The sequence below is a fragment of the Hymenobacter segetis genome, assembly GCF_038448715.1.
Lineage (GTDB): Bacteria > Bacteroidota > Bacteroidia > Cytophagales > Hymenobacteraceae > Hymenobacter > Hymenobacter segetis.
In genome coordinates this window covers 65429-86168 of sequence record NZ_JBCEVZ010000008.1, presented here as the reverse complement: position 1 = coordinate 86168, position 20740 = coordinate 65429, and the positions used below count along the sequence as shown (strand labels likewise).

The following is a 20740-nucleotide window of genomic DNA, read 5'->3' as shown; positions in this document are numbered from 1 at the left end:
AGTAGACCGATTACTCAGTCTAAAAACAGAAACCGCCGCCTAATTTTGCGCCTTATGGAATTTACCGTTCAGCAAATTGCCGAAGTTCTCGGCGGCACCGTGGAGGGCGACGCCACCCTGCGCATCTCCAGTTTGGCCAAGATTGAAGAAGCCCAGGCCGGCTCCCTCACCTTCCTCTCGAACAGCAAATACGAGCCGTTTCTCTACGAAACCGGCGCTTCGGCTGTAATCGTGGGTCAGGCCCAGGAGCTGAAACAGGCCATCAAGCCCGCCCTGATTCGGGTTGAGAATCCTTATACCGCATTCAGCCAACTGCTAGAATTTTATGCGCAGGCCACCCGCACCGGCAAGCGCGGCGTCGAGCAGCCTTCGTTCATCGCGGAGTCGTCCGAGATTGGGCCGGGCCACTACCGGGGCGCGTTTTCCTACATTGGCGAGAACTGCAAGCTGGGCGAAAATGTGTTGGTGTTCCCCCACGCCTATATCGGCGACCGGGTCACGATTGGCGCGGGCAGCATCATCCACGCTGGCGCTAAGATTTATTCGGATACCGTCATTGGTCAGTTCTGCGTCGTTAAAGCTGGAGCCGTGGTTGGTTCCGATGGCTTCGGCTTCGCCCCGCAGCCCGACGGCTCTTATAAAGCCATTCCGCAAATCGGCAACGTGGTGCTCGAAGACTACGTCAGCATCGGAGCCAATGCCACCATCGACTGCGCCACGCTGGGGTCGACGCGCATCGGCAGAGGTAGCAAGATTGATAACCTCGTGCAGCTGGCCCACAACGTGGAAATTGGCCAGCACACGGTCATTGCCTCGCAAACGGGTATCGCCGGCTCGGCCAAAATCGGCGACCATTGCGTGCTGGCGGGCCAGGTGGGCATGGCCGGCCACGTCACGCTGGCCAACAAGACGACCGTCACCGCGCAGTCGGGCATCGGCAAGAATGTGAAGCAGGAAGGCACCATCCTGCAAGGCTCCACGGCCTTCGACTTCAAGCAGAACCAGCGCGCCCAAATCGTTTTCCGCCGCCTGCCCGAGCTCGAACAGCGCGTGGCATCGCTGGAGAAGGCGAAAAACGCGACGGAAAAGCCCTAGCTTTGTAGCCTAGTAGTTGTCTGTTGCTAGTGGTCAGTTGTTAGGCTCAAACGCCTTTAAGCCTGATTGCGAACAGCTAACAACTGACAATCAGCAAGAATGAACGACAAGCAACACACCATTCAGGCACCCGTGACGGTGCGCGGCATCGGACTGCACACCGGCGTAGAGGCCACCATGACGTTTTGCCCCGCTCCGGTGGGCCACGGCTACAAGTTTCAGCGGGTCGATATGCCCGGTCAGCCCATCGTCGATGCCGACGTGGACAACGTGGTGGACTTGAGCCGCGGCACCACCATTGAGCAGAACGGTGCCCGCATCAACACCGTGGAGCACACGCTGGCCGCCCTCGTGGGCCTGCAGCTCGACAACGTATTGATTCAGCTCAGCGGCCCCGAGCCGCCCATCATGGACGGGTCGTCGGCCGAGTTCATCAAGGCCCTGGTTTCGGTCGGGTTTGAAGAGCAGAACGCGCTGCGTAACTACTACGAAATCCCGGAAAGCATTCGGTACGTGGACAATGCGCGCGGCGTGGAAATTGCCGCCCTGCCTCTCTCCGACTATCGCCTCACGGTGATGGTGGACTACAACTCGCCGGTGCTGGGCTCGCAACACGCCACGCTCACGGATATCGGCCTGTTTAGCGAAGAAATTGCGTCGTCGCGCACGTTCTGCTTTTTGCACGAGCTGGAAATGCTCTACAAAAACAACCTCATTCGCGGCGGCGACCTCTCCAACGCCATCGTGGTCGTGGACCGTGTGGTGAGCGATGATGAGCTGACCGACCTCGCCAAAATGCTGGGCAAGCCCCGCGTATCGGTGAAGAAAGAGGGCATTTTGAACAACGTGGACCTGCGCCACAAAAACGAGCCCGCCCGCCACAAGCTGCTCGACCTCGTGGGCGACCTCGCCCTGGTGGGCCGCCCGCTGAAAGGCCAAATTCTGGCCGCCCGCCCCGGCCACGCCGCCAACGTCGCCTTCGCCAAGAAAATCAAGAAGAAGATGCTGGAGTCGCGCACCAACCCGGTGCCCGCATACGACCCCAACCGCGAGCCGGTAATGGACATCAACCGCATCATGCAGGTGCTGCCCCACCGCTACCCGTTCATCATGATTGACAAAGTCATTCATCTGGACGACCAGGTGGTGACGGCCGTGAAAAACGTGTCGATTAACGAACCTTTCTTCCAGGGCCACTTCCCCGGCAACCCGGTGATGCCCGGCGTGCTGCAAATCGAGGGCCTGGCCCAGACCGGCGGCATCCTGGTGATGAACACCGTGCCCGACCCCGAAAACTATTGGCAGTATTTCCTGGGCATCGAAAACGCCCGGTTCCGCAAAAAAGTCCTGCCCGGCGATACCATCGTGTATCATTGCCAATTGCTGGCCCCCATCAAGCGCGGCATTGCCAAGATGCGCGGCCAGGCTTTCGTGAATGGCAAAGTGGTGTGCGAAGCCGAAATGAGCGCCGCCATCGTTCGCAAAGACGCCTAATTCATTTAACAATTAACAGTTATCATTTAACAAGACCTAAGGCTGCCTCACATGAACCAAGCCTTTACCTTCTGTTAAATGTTAAATGATAAATGACCACTGAGTACATGATTTCCCCCCTCGCCTATATTCACCCTTCGGCTCGCCTCGCGGCGGGCGTCACCGTCGAGCCGTTTACGACCATTGCGGCCGATGTCGAAATTGGGGAGGGCACCTGGATTGGGCCGAACGTGACCATCATGAACGGGGCCCGCATCGGGGCCAATTGCCAGGTGTTTCCGGGTGCCGTGATTGGGGCCGTGCCGCAGGATTTGAAGTTTGCCGGTGAGCAAACCACCGCTGTAATCGGCGACAACACCGTGATTCGGGAGTGCGTGACCGTGAACCGCGGCACCGTGGACCGCGGCGAAACCCGCGTGGGCAGCCACTGTCTGCTGATGGCCTACGTGCACGTCGCCCACGACTGTATCATCGGCAACCACTGCATTCTGGCTAATACCGTGCAGGTAGCAGGCCACGTCGAGATTGGCGATTATGCCATCGTAGGCGGGTCGTCGGCAGTGCATCAGTTCGTTAAAATAGGGGCGCACGCCATGATTTCGGGCGGCTCGCTGGTGCGCAAGGACGTGCCGCCGTACGTGAAAGCCGGCCGCGAGCCTCTCTCCTACGCCGGGGCCAACTCGGTGGGCCTGCGCCGCCGGGGCTTCTCCGAAGACGCCATCAACATGGTGCAGCAGCTGTACCGCACGCTCTTTCTGGGTGGCCTCAACAACAACGACGCCCTGACGCAGATTGAGCGTGAGCTACCCGCCACGCCCGAGCGCGACCTAGCCGTGGAATTTGTGCGGGCCGCCACGCGGGGCATCATCAAAGGCCCCAAGCGCGGCCGGCCTGATGGCAGCGAGTCGGAGTAATTAATTCCTGCTTTGGCATTGATGCAAAAAAGAACGTCATGCTGAGCGCAGCCGAAGCATCTCTACCGCAGTAGTAAATCCAATCGAAAGGATTAGTTGCGCGGTAGAGATGCTTCGACTGCGCTCAGCATGACGTTCTATCGTTTCAACCAACCAGTCAACCTTCTCCACCTTGCAAATCGACGCCACCGGCCTGGGCAAGCGCTTCCAGCGCGACTGGATTTTCCGGGGCCTGACGCGCGTTTTCCGGCCGGGCAGTGCCACGGCTGTCCTCGGGCCTAATGGCGCGGGCAAGAGCACGTTGCTGAATACGTTTTCGGGGCAATTACTTCCTACCGAGGGCACGCTGACTTACTCACTGGCGGGCGAAAACCTGGCCGTGGAGGATGTGCCCCGGCATCTGGCCTACGCTGCCCCCTACTTGGAGCTGCTGGAGGAGTTGACGCTGATGGAGATGTTGCAATTTCATACCCAATTCAAGCCCTTGCGGCCCGGCGTGACGCTCGACCAGCTCATCGGCATTATGTACTTAGAGAAGGCGCGGCACCAGCTGGTGCGCGAGTTTTCCTCCGGCATGAAGCAGCGGCTGAAACTGGGACTCGCGCTATATGCCGATGCGCCCCTGCTCCTGCTCGATGAGCCCACCACCAACCTCGATACCACCGGCGTGGCCTGGTACCAGGAGCACGTGCAGGCCACGCGCGCCGGCCGCACCCTACTGTTGAGCTCCAATGTGCCGGCCGAATATGGCTTTTGCGATGAGCAATTGGTGGTGACGGATTTTCAGTTGGTGCACGGTTAGTATCCGTAGTTTTCGGGCTTTCAACTTCCTGATTTCTTGGTCAGAATAACAGCCCGACGAGCGGACAAAAACGCCATTCCCAAGCTTGAGCTTACCTTTTTATCGAAATCAAAGGCCCAGGAAGGGAACCGAAAATCAGCTTGGGACGTATCTTCGCGGCCTACTCAAGCATCATTTCTCACCTCAACCTAATCCGCCCTGGCCATGATTGATGACGACGACCTGGACGACGACCTGCTCGCCGACGATGACGACCTGGATACGTATGCCAAAAAAGGCGGCGCTGCCGCCATCGGCAATACCGAAGACCGCCTCTCGGCCAAATACGCCGACTACCTGATGTGGACCGACACCGGCTCCTCGCACGACGAGGCCCTGGACTTGGCCAACATGAGCGAAGAAGAATTCGTGGAAGCCGAGCGCGCCGAAAACTCCGACCGCGGCGGTTTCACCAGCCTCGACGATGATGATGACGAATTCGCTGACGATGACGATGAAGACGACGAAGGCTACAGCAGTGGCCGGGGCAGCCGCCGCGGCAGCAGCTTCGATAGCGACGATTACTAAAATACCGTAGCATTTTTGCCCATGAAAAAGCCCCTGCTGGAAATTCCAGCAGGGGCTTTTTTAATCAACTAATGCGGTAATCTGACGCCTAGCGGCCGAACACCGTTTTGAGGATGTCGCTGGTGCGGGCGGCGGGATTTTTGCGGATTTTGGCTTCCTCGTTGGCCAGCAGGATGAACAGGCCATCCACGGCTTTCTGGGTGGTGTAGTCGGCCAGGCTGAGGTTGACGGGCGTCATCAGCGGGATTTTGTTGTACTGGTTGGTGATGGTGGCGTAGGCGCGGCCGGCCCCTACCTGGTCGATGGCGGCCTCAATGTCGGGATGGAAAGCCGCGTTCAACTGCGCCTGCGTGGATTTGCGCAGGAACTGCGTGGCCGCGTCGGTCGAGCTGCTGGTCACCAGCGTGAGGGCATCGGTGATGCTGATGTTGGCCAAGGCGTTGAGGAAAATGTCTTTGGCTTTGGGCGCGGCGGCCTCGGCGGCGCGGTTGAGCTGGGTTTCGAGCTGGGTGAACAGCGTGTTCATGCCCGGCAGGCGGCCTACGGTCGATTTCACAATGTCAAGGTCGGGCGGCGTGGGGATGTGAATGTCGTCGTTGAGGTTGAAGCCATCGGGCTCCGAGGCGAACTGCACGGCCTTCACGATGCCTTTGTTGAGGGCTTCCTTGATGCCGGCGCTGGCCTGAGCTTCGGTGAGAGGCGCGGCGGGCGCGGCTACGGGCGTGGGGGCTTTGGTGGTGGCAGCTTTGGCAGCGGCAGCTTTGGCGGCAGCGGCTTTGGCGGCAGCGGCTTTGGTCGCGGCGGCTTTCGCGGCGGCCGTTTTAGCAGCGGCGGCCTTGGCGGCGGCGGCTTTTTTGGCGGCAGCGGTTTTAGCGGCGGTAGTTTGGGCGTGGGCGGCGGGGGCCGAAGCGGCCAGCAGGCCGGCTACGAGCAAGGCACTGGCAATGCGAGTAAACATGAAATAAACTGACGCGGCGGGAAAACCGGAAGGCCCCTGTGGCTGTCCTTGGACCGCCGCTTGTGCAAATTGAAGACAATTTTGCGGCCAAACCTATTTTTTTCGCCCAACTCATGCCCACGGCTCATCCCATCCCTGCTTCCAGCGCCCCTCAGCTCCCCCACGCCGCGCCGCCCGATGTCGAAATCATGACCATTGGCGACGAGCTGCTCTACGGGCAGGTCATCGATACCAATTCGGCCTTCATGGGCCAGGAGCTGGGCAAAATCGGCCTGCGCGTGCGGCAGATTTCATCGGTATCGGACCGGGCCGATGAGATTGTGGCGGCCCTGGACCAGGCCCGGCAGCGGGCGCAGGTGGTGCTCATCACCGGCGGCCTCGGCCCCACCAAGGACGACCTGACCAAGCATGTCCTCGCCCGCTATTTCAATACCGAACTGGTAATGCACGAGCCCACCCTGCACCACGTCGAAGAGATTTTCAAAAGATTCCAGCGGCCCATGCTGGACGTGAACCGCCAGCAGGCCCTAGTGCCGGCCAACTGCGAGGTGCTGCACAACGCGGTGGGCACGGCCCCCGGCATGTGGTTTTCCGACCAGGGCACCATTTTCGTGAGCATGCCCGGCGTGCCCTTCGAGATGAAGCGCCTGATGACTGACCACGTCCTGCCGCGCCTGCAGGCGCAGTTTCACATCGCCCCCATCGAGCACGTCGTCATCATGACGGCCGGCCTGGGCGAGAGCTTCCTGGCCAAGCAAATCGAGGATTGGGAAGATGCCCTGCCCGCCAACATCAAGCTGGCCTACCTGCCCAGCTTCGGGGCCGTGCGCCTGCGCCTGACCGGCTCCGACGACGGCCTGCCCGACCTGCGCGGCCGCATGCTGGCCCTGCTGCCCGCCCTGCGCGAGCGCATCGGCGAGTACATTTTTGCCGAAGAAGAAACCACGCTCGAAGCCGCCATCGGCAAGTTATTACTCGCCAAAAACCTCACCGTGGGCACGGCCGAAAGCTGTACCGGCGGGATGGTTGCTCAGCGCCTGACCAGCGTTTCGGGCAGCTCGGCGTATTTCCGGGGCGGTATCGTGGCCTACCACAACGACATCAAGCAGCAGGAGCTGGGCGTGAAGCCCGAAACCCTGGCCGAGTTCGGGGCCGTGAGCGAGGCCACCGTGCGCGAGATGGCTGAGGGTGCCCGCCACCGCCTAGGCGTAGACGTGGCCGTGGCCATCAGCGGCATTGCCGGCCCCACCGGCGCCACCGAAACCAAGAAAGTGGGGACCGTGTGCCTCGCCTACGCCGACGCCACCCACACCATCAGCCGCGAGTACGTGCTGGACCGGGGCCGCGCCCTGAACACGGAATACGCCGCCCAATCGATGCTCACGATGCTGCGGCAGCAGCTGGCGCTGGGGTAGCGGTTGTCATTGCGAGGAGGCACGACGAAGCAATCCGTCCTGTTCTCAGTGACCAGCCCTGAGATGAGACAAGCCCCGGCACCGCAATGGTGCCGGGGCTTGTCTCATTTTACACTTGCCGGGCCTTTGTAACGACTTGTTGCCAGCGCCCGGCCAGCGCCCGCCGGGCCGGGCGGCCACCACCTACGGCTTCGCCGCACTGGCCAACGAATTGGCGTAGCTCACCAGCTCATGCAGCTCCCGGGCGGTGGCAAACCCCAGGCCCTGCGCCCGGGCGTAGGCCTGTAGCTGCTGCGCCTGCTCGGGGAAAGCCGCCAGCAGGTCTTTCCGGGGGTTGCGCAGCGCCCTGATTTCGCCGGTGGGCCAGGCCAGGTAAAAAACATCCTGCAGCTCGTTCACCGTGCGGAACTGCACCGGCGCGATGTCCACCACGGGCAGCTTGCCCGGGGCCACGGGCAGGCTCCGGCTCAGGCCGCCGCCGTGCGCCGGCCCGGCCATATTCAGGGCCACTTGGCGCGGCACCAGAAACTGCCGCCGCAACAGCAGCACGGGGCCTTCGGCCAGCTGCTCGAAGAAGTAGGGCTCCGGCCGCTGGTCCGGGTGCTCGCCGTTCCAGGGCAGGGTGCGAAACAGCCGCAGCACCGTGGGGTCGGCGGCCCGGGCCACCCGGTAGCGCCCCTGCCCCGTGGCAAACTTTTCGCCCTGCACCGCAAAGGCCGCCACCATGCCGGGCACCAGGTTGCGCACCGTGCCATCGGGCTGCGCCAGATACAGCACATCGGTCGCGTAGTGCATCGCCACCGGCCCCGCCAACGTGTCGCCGTTGGCCAGCACAATGCGGCTGAACTGAAAATCCAACCGCACTCCGGTGTTGGCTTGGCCGTGCGCCGTGCCCCGCGCCAAAAGCAGCAGGTAGGCTAAAAACCGAATGTTCATCGTGTTTAGAGGAGGGGTGAATCCAATGACGCACAAGGTATCAAATCCTGCTGATTCCTATTTGTAAATGATAAAGGCGGGCTTTTTTGAGAATGATGTCGGGGCGGGGCTGGCCCCTGTCTGGATGTTCGCACAAAACCACCGATTCCGTTCAACGACCGGGCGGGGGCCAGCCCCGCCCCTACAGCATTCACCGACCCCGCTTCCACCAAAAAAGGCCAGCCCGGTGGGCTGGCCTTTTTGGCAAACAGGCGCTGGAGGCTTACGCCGCCGGCGTTTCCGCCGGCACCACGTTCATGATGGTATGCCCCATTTTGTCGCGCTTGGTAGTCAAATACGCCTCATTGTGAGGGTTCGAGTCGATTTCGATGGGCAGCGTGTCCACGATTTCGAGGCCGTAGCCGATGAGGCCGGTGCGCTTGCGGGGGTTGTTGGTGAGCAGGCGCATCTGGCGCACCCCGAGGTCGCGCAGGATGCTGGCGCCCACACCGTAGTCGCGCTCGTCGCCCTTAAAGCCCAGGTCTTCGTTGGCCTGCACCGTGTCGCGGCCCTGCTCCTGGAGCTTGTAGGCCTTGAGCTTGTTGAGCAGGCCGATGCCCCGGCCCTCCTGGTTCATATAAACGATAACGCCGCGGCCTTCGCGCTCAATCTGGCGCATGGCCTGGCGCAGCTGCGGGCCGCAGTCGCAGCGGCACGAGCCGAAGATGTCGCCCGTCACGCAGGAGCTGTGCACGCGCACCAGCACCGGCTCGGGGCCGCTGATGTCGCCCTTCACCAGGGCCAGGTGCTTGGCCCCGTTCGAGTTTTGGGTGAAGGCGTAGAGGTCGAAATCCCCGTCCTCAGTGGGCATCCGCACCGAGATTTCGCGGGTAATCAGGCTTTCCGTGGCGAGGCGGTACTTGATGAGGTCCTGCACCGAAACCAGCTTCAGGCCCCACTTTTTGGCCACGATTTCGAGGTCGGGCAGGCGGGCCATTTCGCCGTCTTCCTTCAGGATTTCGACCAGCACCCCGGCCGGGGCCAGCCCCGCCAGGCGGGCCAAATCCACGGCCGCTTCGGTGTGGCCGGCGCGGCGCAGCACGCCTTCCTTGCGGGCCTTGAGGGGGAAAATGTGGCCGGGCTTGCCCAGTTCCTCGGGCTTGGTGGTGGGGTCGATGAGGGCCAGAATGGTCTTGCTGCGGTCGGAGGCCGAGATGCCGGTGGTCACGCCGTTCTTCAGCAAATCGACCGACACCGTGAACGGTGTGGCGTGCAGGGCCGTGTTGTGGCCCACCATCAGGTCGAGGCCCAGGGCCTCACAACGCTCCTCGGGCAGCGAGGCACACACCAGCCCCCGGCCGTGGGTGGCCATGAAGTTGATGATTTCGGGGGTGGCGCAGGCGGCGGCGCAGATAAAGTCGCCCTCGTTTTCACGGTCTTCGTCGTCAACGACGATGACCACTTTGCCAGCCCGGATGTCGGCAATGGCGGATTCGATGGAGTCAAGCATGGGGTGGAGTATTTCGGCCCATAACAACGAGGGCGAGCGCAAAGTTAGCGCCGGCTGGCCGCGCCCTCCCCAAACCGCGCTTCGAGCCGCGCCGTGGCCCCGGCCCAGGTGTAGCGCGCCGTCACAAAGGCCTGTCCGCGCGCGGCCAGCGCCCGGGCCTCAGCCTCATCTTCCAGCAGGTGGCTGATGGCCTGGGCCAGCTCGGCCGCCGTGCCGGCCACACGCACCTGTTCGCCGTCGGTAGCGCCCAGGGCATTGTTGGCCAGCGGCGTGGTCACGCAGGGCAGCGCCATGGCCATGGCCTCCAGCAGCTTGTTTTGCAGGCCCGTGCCCACCCGCATGGGCGCGGCAAACACCCGCGCCGACGCATACGCCGCCCGGATATCCGGCACCCAGCCGCTGATTTCGACGTGGGCCGAAGCCAGCGCCTGCACCCGGGGCGCGGGCGTAGTGCCCGCCACCAGCAGGCGGGCCGTAGGGTGCCGCTGGCGCACCAAGGGCATTATTTCTTCGGCCAGAAAGCAGGCGGCATCCACGTTGGGGTGGTAGCTCATGTTGCCGCAAAACAGCACGTCGCAGGTCTTGGCGGCCTCGGGCCGGGGCTGAAAAAAATCGGTATCGATGCCATTGAGCACGATATCAATCTCGGCCCGCCGGGGGTGCTGGATGAGCTGCCGGTCCTGGTCGCTGATAATGGTGTGGTGCTGAAACCAGTCGAAAGCCGCCGCTTCGTAGGCCAACAGGCGCTGGGCTTCGAGAGCCAGCACGGACCGCTGCCAGCGCGGAGCCTGCGTGGCCCGCCGCGCCACCCCGGCCGAAAACACGTCCATATAATCGAGCGTCATCGGCACGCGCCCGGCGTGGGGCCGCAGGTATTCGGCCATGCGGATGAGCTGGCAATACACGTGGTCGGGCCGAAAATCGCGCAGCAACTCATCCACCAGGCGCTGGGCGGCCGGGTCGTAGAAATAGCCCACTTGCAAGGGCCTGCCGGTGGCCAGCGCCCAGGTCATGTTGCGGGCAATGCCGGGCCGACGCAGGCGGCGGACCACCAGGCCGCCACGGCACAGCGGGCGCACTGCCGCATAGGCTTCGTCCGAAACATCCTCATCAGAAAGGGCAAACAGGCAGATTTCATGATGCCCCGCCAGGTAGCGGAGCTGGTGGAAGGCGCGCAGCTTGTCGCCCTTATCGAGCGGGTACGGGAAGCGCGAGAGCAGAACGAGCAGCTTCATGCGGGCGGCGAATGAGCGGGCGTGCCGGCCGGCGCGGGCACGAGTAATTGGGCATACAAATCGACGAAGCGCTGCACCACCCGGCGGTTGTCGTAGAGGTCGGAGGCGGTGCGGGCGGCTTCGGCCCCGAGCCGGGACGTGGGCAAGGTGCCCCGGGCCCAGGCGCGCAGGGCCTCCAGCCAGGCGGCGGGCGTATCGCGCAGCACAATGTCGTGGCCGTCGCGCACGGCAATGCCCTCGGCCCCGAGACTGGTGCTGAGAATGGCCTTGCCCAGGGCCATGCCCTCAATGATTTTCACGCGCATGCCGCCGCCGCTGAGCAGCGGCACCAGCATCAAATCATACGCCTGCATAAACGCCGGGGCCGACTCCACGAAGCCGTGCATAAACACGTTGTCGGCCCGCAGATTGAGCAGGTGCGCGGGGGCGTTGCGCCCGGCAATGTGCAGCTCCACATCGGGGAATTCGGCGTGAAAAGTGGGCCACACCTCGCGCAGCAGCCACTCCACCCCTTCCTGGTTAGGCAGCCAGTCGAGCGAGCCAATCATGAACAAAGTGCGCGGCTTGGGCTGAATTTCCGGATTGGCCTGCACGCGGTCCAGCTCCACCCCGGCCGGGATGAACACCACCGGCTCGGGGCAATGCAAGGCCCGCAGACGGTCGGCATCGGCCTCGGTGATGGCCGCCACGGCATCGAACTGCCGCAGGTAGCGCCGCTCGAATTTCTCCAGGCGGCGGGCCATGGTTTGCAGAAATACGCGCTTGAGCGGGTTGCCCTCGCGGCGGGCCAGCATGTGCCAGATGGTGTTTTCGAGGTTGTGCGCCCGCAGCACCAGCGGCGGCACCCGGAAATCCTGGCGGTGCTGGCGGCCCAGCAGTTCGGCGTACCAGGCCACGAAGGTGCCCTCCATCTGCACGATATCGACCTGCTCAGTGCGCAGGATTTCGAGCAGTTTCTCGCCCACCGCCGGGCTGATGAACCGCTCCACATTATAAGGCTGGCGGCTGAAAAGCAGGTTTTTCAGGGCCTTCCCGGCCGAAATATCGGTATCCACGTCCACCAGCACCAGCCGCAGGTTGGGGCCGAGGTGGGCCAGCGCATCGGCCGGCTGGCGGTGCTTGGGCGTGTTGATGGCCAGCAGCGTGACGCGGTGCCCGGCCCGCACGAGGCCAGCGGCCACGTCGTACATGGCAATGGCCCCGCCGTCGTGGGGCGGAAACGGAACGCGGGGGCAGAGTTGCAGGATGTGCATTTCGTTGAATTATGAATTATGAATTATGAGTTTTGAATTATTGGAGGAACGGCTGACGAGCCAATTCATAATTTCTAATTCACAATTCATAATTACCCTTACAGTTGCCGGAAGCGCACTTCGAAGTTTTCAATCTGCTCCTCGCTGCCGAGCACCAACAACACGTCGCCGGGAATGGGCACGTAGTCCACGGGCGGGCTCACCAGCAGGGAGCCATCGGCCTGGCGCAGGCCGATGATGGTGGCCCCGGTGATGGAGCGCACGTCGAGCTCGCGGATGCTACGGCCGTGCAAATCGCGGCGGATTTGCTGGAACGTCATTTCTTCGAGGCGCAGTTTATCGGCGCTGAGGCCCGAAATCAGGTCCAGAAAGCGGATGACTTCGGGGCGCACCACCAGCTTGGCCATGTGCGAGCCGCCGATTTCGTCGGGCATCACCACCGAGTCGGCCCCGGCCGAGATGAGCTTGCTTTCCGAAGTTTTGAGCGAGGCGCGGGCGATGATTTTCAGGCGCGGATTGAGGGCGCGGGCCGAGAGGGCCACGAACACGTTGTCGGCATCCTTGGGCAGCGAGGTGATGAGGGCGGAGGCCCGTTCCACGCCGGCCTGCTTGAGCACGAGGTCGGTAGTGGCATCGCCGAAGACGGTGAAAATGTTGCCGCCGGGTACGCCGTCGCCATCATAATCCTCGCCGGTGTGGCCTTCGGTGATGTTTTTCATCAGCTCCTGGTTCGACTCCACTACCACCACGCGGGCCCCGCTGGCCCGCAGCTCCTGGTAGGCGCGGCGGCCGTTGCGGCCAAAGCCGCACACGATAACGTGGCCGCTGAAACGCTTTATCTCCTGGTCGGTTCGAATCATCTTGTAAATTTTGCGCAGCTCGCCGTCAAAGATAAAGGAAGAGAAAACCGACACGAGGTAGGCCACCACCACCAGGTTGTAGAGAATATAGATGGAAACGAACAGCCGGCCCGCCTCCGAAAACGTGTGAATCTCGCCAAAGCCCACCGTGGCAATGGTCGTCACCGTCATGTAAAACGCATCGATGGGGCCGTAGTGCTCGATGTAAGTGAAGCCGCTCATGCCAATGACCAGGCTGGCCACGGTGAGCACGACGGCCAGAATCAGGCGGTTGATGTTGAGGCGTTGGAGCATTCTAGGTAAAATGGGTTCGCAAGAACGTCATGCTGAGCGCAGCCGAAGCATTTCTACTGCGCAACTAATTCCAATCAGAAGGAATAGTGTTGCGCAGTAGAGATGCTTCGGCTGCGCTCTGCATGACCGTGCTTTTTCATTCGTGACGACTACTCAGGTGCCCCGCGCCACCACCGTGCCCAGCAGCGCGGCCAGCTCATTATCCAGCTCCTTCAGCCGCTTGATGTCGCCCAGGATTTCAAACATCTCGGCATCTTCCAGCGGGTGGCGCAGCTTTTCGAGGCACTGGTCGAGCTCGCGCTGGACGTGGACTTTGTTGAGGCGCAGCACGGCGTTGTCGCAGGCCAGCTGGGGCAGGTCGACTTCGTTGAAGACGTAGATTTCCTTGGTGCGCCAGTTGGGGCTGATTTCATAGCGCTCAGTGGCCAGGTCGGTGATGAGCTGGCGGATGTCCTCGCGCTCGTTCTGGGCCAGCAAGCGGGCATCGGGGAAGCGTCCGGCCAGGAGCTCCTGTCGGCAGATTTCCCACATCTCGGCGAAGAGCGGCTTCTGGAGCGGGTACTCGCCGAGCTGGCCCATGAGGTAGCCGGCCACGCTTACTTCGGGCTCGATTTCGCGACCGGAATAGAGCACCAGCAGGCGCAGCACCTCGCGCTCACAGACATGAAGCATGTCGGGCGTTTCTTCCTCTTCGGCAGCCTTCTTGGGGGCTGACGTGAACGAGGTGCCCAGCGACTCGGCCGCTTCGGCCCCGCCATACATCAGCATTTCGGCCTCTTCCTCGTCGCTCATCGGGCGCGGGGCCGGGGCCGAGCGCGGGTTGGAGCTGGGTGGGTAGCCGGTATTGGCGCTGCCCGCGCCGTTGCCATAGTTGCCGCGGTTGTCGGATTGGCCGCCGGGCTTGCTCTGCTGGCCAGGTGACTTCACCAGCTTATTATACTCCGTGATGAGTACCTGCTCATCGATGCCGAACGTGGCCGAGGTCTGCTGCAAAAACACCTGCCGCTTGATGGCATCGGGCACCTTGGCGATGCTGTGGAGCACGTCGCGGATGGCCTCGGCCTTCTTCACGGGGTCGTTGCTGGCCTCGCGGGCCACGAGCGTGGTTTTGAAGGTGATGAAGTCCTGGCTCTTGGTTTCGATGTACTCGGTGAAGCGCTGGTCGCCCACTTTGCGGATGTAGCTGTCGGGGTCGTCGCCGTCTGGAAACAACACCACGCGCACGTTCAGGCCGCCTTCGAGCAGCAAATCCGTCCCGCGCAGCGAGGCTTTGATGCCGGCCGCGTCGCCGTCGTAGAGTACCGTCACGTTATCCGAATACCGCTTGATGAGTCGAATCTGGCCCTCGGTGAGCGAGGTGCCGGATGAGGCCACCACGTTTTTAATCCCACCCTGATAAAGGCTTAACACATCGAGGTAGCCTTCCACCAAATAGCAAACCTCCTGCGTCCGAATGGCCTGCCGGGCCTGGAACAGGCCATACAGCACGTCCGACTTATGGTAAATCTCCGACTCGGGCGAGTTCAGGTACTTCGCCATCTTGTCGTCGCGCTTCAGGGTGCGCGCCCCGAAGCCCACCACCCGGCCGCTGATGTTGTGAATCGGGAACATCACGCGGCCCCGGAACCGGTCGTAGCGCCGGCCGGTGTCTTTGCCCTGGTCGTCGGTGCGGATGACGGTGAGGCCGGTTTTTTCGAGGTACTTCTTGTCGAAGCCGGCCGTTTCGGCGGCTTTCATCAGGTCGTCCCAGCTGTCGAGCGAGTAACCCAGTTCGAAGGTCTGGATGGTGCTCAGGTTGAGGCCGCGCTCCTTGAGGTAGCCGTAGCCGATGCTCATGCCCTCCTCGGAATTGAGCAGCAGGCGGTGGAAGTGGTTTTTGGCGAAGTCGGAAACGATGAACTGGGAATCCCGCTCGTTCTGCTCCAGCTGCTGCTGGGGCGTTTTTTCCTCCTCCTGAATCTCGATGGCGTACTTCTTGGCCAAGTATTTCAGGGCCTCCACGTAGCTGGTGCCCTCCACATCCATCACGAACTGCACCACGCCGCCGGCCTTGCCGCAGCCGAAGCATTTATAGAGCGACTTGGCCGGGTTTACGGAGAACGAAGGGGACTTTTCGTTGTGGAACGGGCACGGTGCCCACAGATTCTGGCCCTTGCGCTTGAGCTGCACGAAGTCGCCGACGACTTCCACGATGTCGGCGGTCTGGATGATGTGGTCAACTAATTCTTTGGGGATGCGGGCCATGGGTGGCTATTCGGGGGCAAATGGGGGCGGAAGCGGCTAATAACAGAGCGTCATGCTGAGCGCAGCCGAAGCATCTCGCGTGCCACCACTAACTCAATCGTTCTGCGGTTTTGATTACTACCACACGCGAGATGCTTCGACTACGCTCAGTATGACGTTCTGGTAGTGCGGCAGTACGTGATACAACAAATTTCGCCCTACTTTCTCCTACGTCCTACCTTTGCCCGGAATAAACTCCGCGCAAGATGCCCGCATACCGTCCCGAAGAAATTGAAAAGAAGTGGCAGGCCCACTGGAAAGCGCACAGCACTTTCCGCACCGAGAACCACTCCGATAAGCCCAAGTACTACGTGCTCGACATGTTCCCCTACCCCTCCGGGGCGGGCCTGCACGTGGGGCACCCCCTGGGCTACATTGCCTCCGACATCGTGACGCGGTACAAGCGCCTGCGCGGCTTCAACGTGCTGCATCCCATGGGTTTCGACTCCTTCGGCCTGCCCGCCGAGCAGTACGCCATCCAGACCGGCCAGCACCCGGCGCTCACCACCGAGAAGAACATTGAAACCTACGTGCAGCAGCTCAGCAGCCTCGGTTTCAGCTACGACTGGAGCCGCGAAGTGCGCACGTCGGATGCCTCGTACTACAAGTGGACGCAGTGGATTTTCCTCAAGCTGTTCAACTCCTGGTACAACCTCGACACCGACCGCGCCGAGCCCCTCACCGAGCTCACCGCCCGCTTTGCCGCCAGCGGCAGCGAGGGCATCCGCGCCGCCGGCGACGACGGCGACCGCCTCAGCTTCTCGGCCGGCCAGTGGGCTTTGTTCAGCGAAAAGCAGAAGCTGGCCGCCGTACTCCCCTACCGCCTCGCCTACCAGCAGGATACCTACGTGAACTGGTGCCCCGGCCTGGGCACGGTGCTCTCGAACGATGAGGTGAAGGACGGCTTGAGCGAGCGCGGCGGCTTCCCCGTCGAGCGCCGCCTCATGCCCCAGTGGAACCTGCGCATCACCGCCTACGCCGACCGCCTCCTGCAAGGCCTCGACCAGCTCGACTGGCCCGATGCCGTTAAGGAAATGCAGCGCAACTGGATTGGCAAGAGCATCGGGGCCGAGGTCACCTTCCCGGTGCAGGGCTCCGAAAACGCCCAAATCAAGGTCTACACCACCCGCGTCGACACCATTTACGGGGCCACCTTCCTGGTGCTGGCTCCCGAGCACGAGCTGGTGGACGAGCTCACCACGCCCGGCCAGCGCGCCGCCGTGGACGAGTATATCGCCGCCACCAAGCGCCGCTCGGAGCGCGACCGCATGACCGACGTGAAGGCCGTATCTGGTGTGTTCACCGGCGCGTATGCCCTGAACCCGGTGAACGGAGCCCCCGTGCCCATCTGGCTGGCCGACTACGTGCTGGCCGGCTACGGCACCGGCGCCGTGATGGCCGTGCCCAGCGGCGACCAGCGCGACTACCTCTTCGCCAAGCACTTCAACCTGCCCATCCCCGCCATTTCCGATGCCCAGCAGGGCCTCGACCAGCAGGCCGACCCCACCAAGGAAGGCCACTACATCAACTCCGGCATCATCAACGGCCTTACTTACAAGGAGGCCACGCAGAAGCTTATCGCCTTCCTCGAAGAGAAGGGCTTGGGCAAAGGCAAGGTGAATTTCCGCCAGCGCGACGCTATTTTCGGCCGCCAGCGCTACTGGGGCGAGCCCATTCCGATTTACTACAAGGACGGCACCGCCTACGGCATCGCCGAAAGCGACCTGCCGCTGGTGCTGCCCGAAATCGACGAATACAAGCCCACCGAAACCGGCGAGCCGCCCCTCGGCCGCGCGTCAGATTGGCTCTACAAAGGCAAATACCCCTACGAGCTGAGCACCATGCCCGGCTGGGCGGGCTCGTCGTGGTACTACCTCCGCTACATGGACCCCACCAACGAAGCCCGCTTCGTCTCGGAGGAAGCCGAGCAGTACTGGGGCAGCGTGGACCTCTACATGGGCGGGGCCGAGCACGCGACAGGACACCTGTTGTATGCGCGCTTCTGGTATTTGTTTTTGAAGGATTTGGGCCTCGTCAGCAGCGGCGAGCCGTTCCAGAAACTGATTAATCAGGGGATGATTCTGGGGCGGTCGAACTTCGTGTATCGAGTTAATATGCGTTGGGTTCAAACTGGTCCGACTACTGCCGGACATGAGGCTTTTGAACCGTTACCGTTTAGTCCACCGGTAATCTTAATTTCCAAAAGCAAAAAGGACGCTATTGATGCAGCTCAAGGAATGGCTTTTGAGCATACTGGAGAATTGGCTAAATCAGCTTATCAGCAAATAGGCGCGGTTACGAAGCGTTATTCCGACCAATTCAACGCGAATCATCCAGAAGCAGATTTGGCAGCTTTGGATTTTGAAAGCTTTACTCCGCTTCACGCCGATGTTAATCTAGTAGACAATGACATACTAGATGTTGAAGCTTTCAAGAACTGGCGTGAAGAATACGCTGATGCCGAGTTTATTCTTGAAGACAACGGCACTTATATCTGCGGTACAGAAGTCGAGAAAATGTCGAAGTCGAAATACAATGTTGTTAACCCCAACATTCTAATCGACAAATACGGCGCGGACGCGCTGCGCCTCTACGAAATGTTCCTCGGCCCGCTGGAGCAGTACAAGCCCTGGAACACCAACGGCATCAGCGGCGTGGGCGGCTTCCTCAAGAAGTTCTGGCGCCTCTTCCACCCCGAAGACGGGCCCCTTGCCCTCACCGACGAGCCGGCCACGCCCGCCGAGCTCAAGGTGCTGCACCGCGCCATCCAGAAGGTGCAGGAAGACATCGAGAAGTTCAGCTTCAACACCTCCGTCAGTTTGTTCATGATTACCGTGAACGAACTCACGGCCCTCAAGTGCCACAAGCGCGCTATCCTGGAGCCGCTGGTGCTGCTGGTGTCGCCCTACGCCCCGCACCTCGCCGAGGAGTTGTGGCAGGAACTGGGCCACGAGGCCGGCAGCATCAGCCACGCCGCCTACCCCGAGTTCCGCGAGGAATTCCTGGTGGAGGACACCGTGGTGTACCCGCTGGCCATCAACGGCAAGGTGCGCGAGCAGATGCAGTTTGCCGCCGCCGCCACCGCCGCCGAGATTGAAGCCGCCGTCCTGGCGTCGGATTTCCTGGCCAAGCACGGCGAAGGCAAAGCGGCCAAGAAGGTGATTGTGGTGCCCGGCCGCATGGTGAACGTGGTGGTGTAAATTCGAAAATTAATTCGCCATAAAAAAAGCCCGCTGGTAATTCCAGCGGGCTTTTTTTATGGCGAATTAATCCACTTGAAAAATGCTGGAATTTTATTTTTTAGCATAGCTGGCGGGTGAATGCTGCGGGTATCTTTGTCCGTATTTTATTCACCAACTTTTTTCATGAAAAAACTATTACCCTTTCTCTTGAGTGCCTTCTCCCTGGGTGCTCAAGCCCAAACGGCCCCGGCCTGGACCTGGGCAAAAATGCTCGCCAGCAGCAACCTGACCAGTGCCGGCACCATGACCACCGATGCCGCTGGCAATACCTACCTGGCGGGCAGTTTCAGCCAGCCGCTCACGCTGGCCCCCGGCACGGTCCTCACCACCAGTTCCGGCCAGGATGGTTTCGTGGCCAAGTATGATGCGACGGGCGCGCTGCTGTGGTCGCGGCAGCTGGCCGGTTTTTTCAACGATGGATTTCAGAAAGTCCTGATTGACGGCACCGGCAAAGTGACGCTGGTGGGCATGTCGAGCGATGGGGCGCTGCTGGGCAACACCACGTTTGCCAGCAACAGCTTCGGGCCGGTGGTGGTGCTCACCCAGCTCGATGCCCAGGGGGCGGTGCTTTCCATGACGGAGGTGGGCAGCGGTTCCCCCCTCATCCTGGCCGACCTGGCCCTGGATGCGGCCGGCAACAGCTACATCAGCGGGACGTTTGGCCTCAGTGCCACGTTTGGCAGCTTCACGCTCACCACGCCCGTGGTGGGCACCAGCGTGGCTTTCGACCAGTTTCTGGTCAAAATCTCGCCGCAGGGCACCCCGCTGTGGGCCCAGCAGGGCGGCCGGTCAGCAGCGCCGACCGGCACCGGCACCAATTTTTACTACAGCAGCCTGGCCGTAGAGCCCGGCGGCAACGTGTACCTCACCTGGACCTGCAATGCCAACGCCGCCGGCTTTGGCAACCTAACCATGCCCACCGGCTACGGCGACGCCGACATTGTGGTGGTGAAATACAACCCCCAGGGCACGCCGCAATGGTTGCAGCGGGCCGGCAGCGCCGGCCTCGACTATGCCGGCAACACCGCCCTCGACGCCAGCGGCCGGCTGGTAGTGCCGGGTTTCGTGGCAGGAAACGGCACCTTCGGCAGCCAGGCCCTGACCAGCCCGGCGGGCGTGCCCATCGGCTACGTGTGGGCGCTGACTCCGGCCACCGGAGCCAGCAGCTGGGTGCGCGGCTTGAGCGGCACCGTGGGCGCCGCCTACCGGGGCGTGACGGCCGATGCAGCCGGCAACATCTACGCCGCCGGGCAGTTCAGCGGCCAGGGCACTCTGGGTGCCGCTACGATGGCCAACGCCGGCGGCCTCGATGGGTTGATTGTGAGCTACTCCGCCGCCGGCAACGTGCAGTGGTCGGCTAAAACCGGCGGTGTCGGCGACGAATCGCCGCTGTACGTATCGCTCGATGGCACCAACCGCCTAGCGGTGGCCGGTATCCTGAACGGGGCCGGCTTGTTTGGCACCACCGCCCTCACCGGCCAAAATGCTCCCGTTGGAAATCTTTTCGTGGCTCACCTGGGCACGGTGGTCACGGCCACGCGCGGGGCGCAGCCGGTGGCTCCGCTGGCCCTCTACCCCAACCCCGCCACGGCCACCGAATCGGTCAATTTGCCGCAGTTGCCGGCCGGCACTTCCCTCACCCTCACCGATGCGCTGGGCCGGGTGGTGCGGCAGCCAGCGGGTGCCAGCTTGTTATTGGCGGGCCTGGCAACGGGCGTGTACGTGGTGCAAGCCACGGCTCCCAACGGCCAGCAGTGGACCAATCGCCTCGTGGTGAAGTAAGGCTGTTTATTTCTCCTAATAAAAAAAGGGACTACCGAATTCGGTAGTCCCTTTTTTTTATGGGAAACAATGGGGGCCGGTGTTTATTTTCTGAGGTAGCGTGGCAGCCTCTTTTCACAGG

At 62.0% G+C, this 20740-nt stretch carries 15 protein-coding genes; 8 read left to right on the top strand and 7 right to left on the bottom strand.

Going from position 1 to position 20740, the window contains the following annotated elements:
• The first annotated feature begins 54 nt into the window (after window positions 1-54).
• From lpxD to AAFH49_RS05455, 5 genes are all read left to right on the top strand, one after another.
• Complete coding sequence (lpxD, locus tag AAFH49_RS05475; protein ID WP_342296496.1) at window positions 55-1095, top strand: UDP-3-O-(3-hydroxymyristoyl)glucosamine N-acyltransferase; 1041 nt, start codon at window positions 55-57, stop codon at window positions 1093-1095.
• Between the two features lie 99 nt (window positions 1096-1194).
• The gene (locus AAFH49_RS05470) at window positions 1195-2589 is read left to right on the top strand and encodes a bifunctional UDP-3-O-[3-hydroxymyristoyl] N-acetylglucosamine deacetylase/3-hydroxyacyl-ACP dehydratase (RefSeq protein WP_342296495.1); all 1395 of its coding nucleotides are present in this window, start codon (window positions 1195-1197) and stop codon (window positions 2587-2589) included.
• Between the two features lie 107 nt (window positions 2590-2696).
• Window positions 2697-3503, top strand: a complete 807-nt coding sequence (gene lpxA / locus AAFH49_RS05465; RefSeq protein ID WP_342296494.1) for an acyl-ACP--UDP-N-acetylglucosamine O-acyltransferase — start codon at window positions 2697-2699, stop codon at window positions 3501-3503.
• Between the two features lie 172 nt (window positions 3504-3675).
• On the top strand, window positions 3676-4305 hold the full coding sequence (locus tag AAFH49_RS05460) for an ABC transporter ATP-binding protein (protein WP_342296493.1): 630 nt from the start codon (window positions 3676-3678) through the stop codon (window positions 4303-4305).
• A gap of 204 nt (window positions 4306-4509) precedes the next feature.
• Window positions 4510-4872 (top strand): hypothetical protein, encoded by a 363-nt coding sequence (locus AAFH49_RS05455; RefSeq protein ID WP_342296492.1) that lies wholly within the window; start codon window positions 4510-4512, stop codon window positions 4870-4872.
• An 88-nt stretch (window positions 4873-4960) separates the two neighbouring features.
• Here AAFH49_RS05455 and AAFH49_RS05450 read toward each other — a convergent pair whose 3' ends face one another.
• Window positions 4961-5830: a DUF4197 domain-containing protein gene (locus AAFH49_RS05450; RefSeq protein WP_342296491.1), complete on the bottom strand. Its 870-nt coding sequence runs from the start codon at window positions 5828-5830 to the stop codon at window positions 4961-4963.
• Window positions 5831-5943: 113 nt separating this feature from the next.
• Here AAFH49_RS05450 and AAFH49_RS05445 point away from each other — a divergent pair, with 113 nt between their 5' ends.
• A complete protein-coding gene (locus AAFH49_RS05445) occupies window positions 5944-7245 on the top strand; it encodes a competence/damage-inducible protein A (protein ID WP_342296490.1) in 1302 nt (433 codons plus the stop codon).
• A 183-nt stretch (window positions 7246-7428) separates the two neighbouring features.
• Here AAFH49_RS05445 and AAFH49_RS05440 read toward each other — a convergent pair whose 3' ends face one another.
• The 6 genes from AAFH49_RS05440 to dnaG form a co-directional block, all read right to left on the bottom strand.
• Window positions 7429-8181: a hypothetical protein gene (locus AAFH49_RS05440; protein ID WP_342296489.1), complete on the bottom strand. Its 753-nt coding sequence runs from the start codon at window positions 8179-8181 to the stop codon at window positions 7429-7431.
• Window positions 8182-8443: 262 nt separating this feature from the next.
• Window positions 8444-9670, bottom strand: coding sequence for a bifunctional 3,4-dihydroxy-2-butanone-4-phosphate synthase/GTP cyclohydrolase II (locus AAFH49_RS05435; RefSeq protein ID WP_342296488.1), 1227 nt, complete (start codon window positions 9668-9670; stop codon window positions 8444-8446).
• A gap of 44 nt (window positions 9671-9714) precedes the next feature.
• Window positions 9715-10905: a glycosyltransferase gene (locus AAFH49_RS05430; protein ID WP_342296487.1), complete on the bottom strand. Its 1191-nt coding sequence runs from the start codon at window positions 10903-10905 to the stop codon at window positions 9715-9717.
• Window positions 10902-12158 (bottom strand): glycosyltransferase family 4 protein, encoded by a 1257-nt coding sequence (locus tag AAFH49_RS05425; RefSeq protein ID WP_342296486.1) that lies wholly within the window; start codon window positions 12156-12158, stop codon window positions 10902-10904. Before AAFH49_RS05425 ends, AAFH49_RS05430 begins: the two co-directional genes overlap by 4 nt.
• A gap of 98 nt (window positions 12159-12256) precedes the next feature.
• On the bottom strand, window positions 12257-13312 hold the full coding sequence (locus tag AAFH49_RS05420) for a potassium channel family protein (RefSeq protein ID WP_342296485.1): 1056 nt from the start codon (window positions 13310-13312) through the stop codon (window positions 12257-12259).
• Between the two features lie 153 nt (window positions 13313-13465).
• Window positions 13466-15556, bottom strand: a complete 2091-nt coding sequence (gene dnaG / locus AAFH49_RS05415; RefSeq protein WP_342296484.1) for a DNA primase — start codon at window positions 15554-15556, stop codon at window positions 13466-13468.
• A gap of 245 nt (window positions 15557-15801) precedes the next feature.
• Between dnaG and AAFH49_RS05410 the strand changes: the two genes are divergently transcribed.
• Window positions 15802-18795 carry a leucine--tRNA ligase gene (locus AAFH49_RS05410; protein ID WP_342296483.1) on the top strand — a complete coding sequence of 998 codons (2994 nt, stop codon included), beginning with the start codon at window positions 15802-15804 and terminating at the stop codon, window positions 18793-18795.
• Between the two features lie 165 nt (window positions 18796-18960).
• Window positions 18961-20619, top strand: a complete 1659-nt coding sequence (locus AAFH49_RS05405; protein ID WP_342296482.1) for a T9SS type A sorting domain-containing protein — start codon at window positions 18961-18963, stop codon at window positions 20617-20619.
• The last annotated feature ends 121 nt before the right edge of the window (window positions 20620-20740 follow it).

Bases quoted from the DNA above. Each gene is read 5' to 3' on its own strand.
- AAFH49_RS05405 (WP_342296482.1), top strand. From the start codon at position 18,961: ATGAAAAAACTATTACCCTTTCTCTTGAGTGCCTTCTCCCTGGGTGCT.
- AAFH49_RS05425 (WP_342296486.1), bottom strand. From the start codon at position 12,158: ATGCACATCCTGCAACTCTGCCCCCGCGTTCCGTTTCCGCCCCACGAC.
- AAFH49_RS05455 (WP_342296492.1), top strand. From the start codon at position 4,510: ATGATTGATGACGACGACCTGGACGACGACCTGCTCGCCGACGATGAC.
- lpxD (WP_342296496.1), top strand. From the start codon at position 55: ATGGAATTTACCGTTCAGCAAATTGCCGAAGTTCTCGGCGGCACCGTG.
- lpxA (WP_342296494.1), top strand. From the start codon at position 2,697: ATGATTTCCCCCCTCGCCTATATTCACCCTTCGGCTCGCCTCGCGGCG.
- AAFH49_RS05445 (WP_342296490.1), top strand. From the start codon at position 5,944: ATGCCCACGGCTCATCCCATCCCTGCTTCCAGCGCCCCTCAGCTCCCC.
- AAFH49_RS05435 (WP_342296488.1), bottom strand. From the start codon at position 9,670: ATGCTTGACTCCATCGAATCCGCCATTGCCGACATCCGGGCTGGCAAA.
- AAFH49_RS05450 (WP_342296491.1), bottom strand. From the start codon at position 5,830: ATGTTTACTCGCATTGCCAGTGCCTTGCTCGTAGCCGGCCTGCTGGCC.
- AAFH49_RS05470 (WP_342296495.1), top strand. From the start codon at position 1,195: ATGAACGACAAGCAACACACCATTCAGGCACCCGTGACGGTGCGCGGC.
- AAFH49_RS05440 (WP_342296489.1), bottom strand. From the start codon at position 8,181: ATGAACATTCGGTTTTTAGCCTACCTGCTGCTTTTGGCGCGGGGCACG.
- dnaG (WP_342296484.1), bottom strand. From the start codon at position 15,556: ATGGCCCGCATCCCCAAAGAATTAGTTGACCACATCATCCAGACCGCC.
- AAFH49_RS05420 (WP_342296485.1), bottom strand. From the start codon at position 13,312: ATGCTCCAACGCCTCAACATCAACCGCCTGATTCTGGCCGTCGTGCTC.
- AAFH49_RS05430 (WP_342296487.1), bottom strand. From the start codon at position 10,905: ATGAAGCTGCTCGTTCTGCTCTCGCGCTTCCCGTACCCGCTCGATAAG.
- AAFH49_RS05410 (WP_342296483.1), top strand. From the start codon at position 15,802: ATGCCCGCATACCGTCCCGAAGAAATTGAAAAGAAGTGGCAGGCCCAC.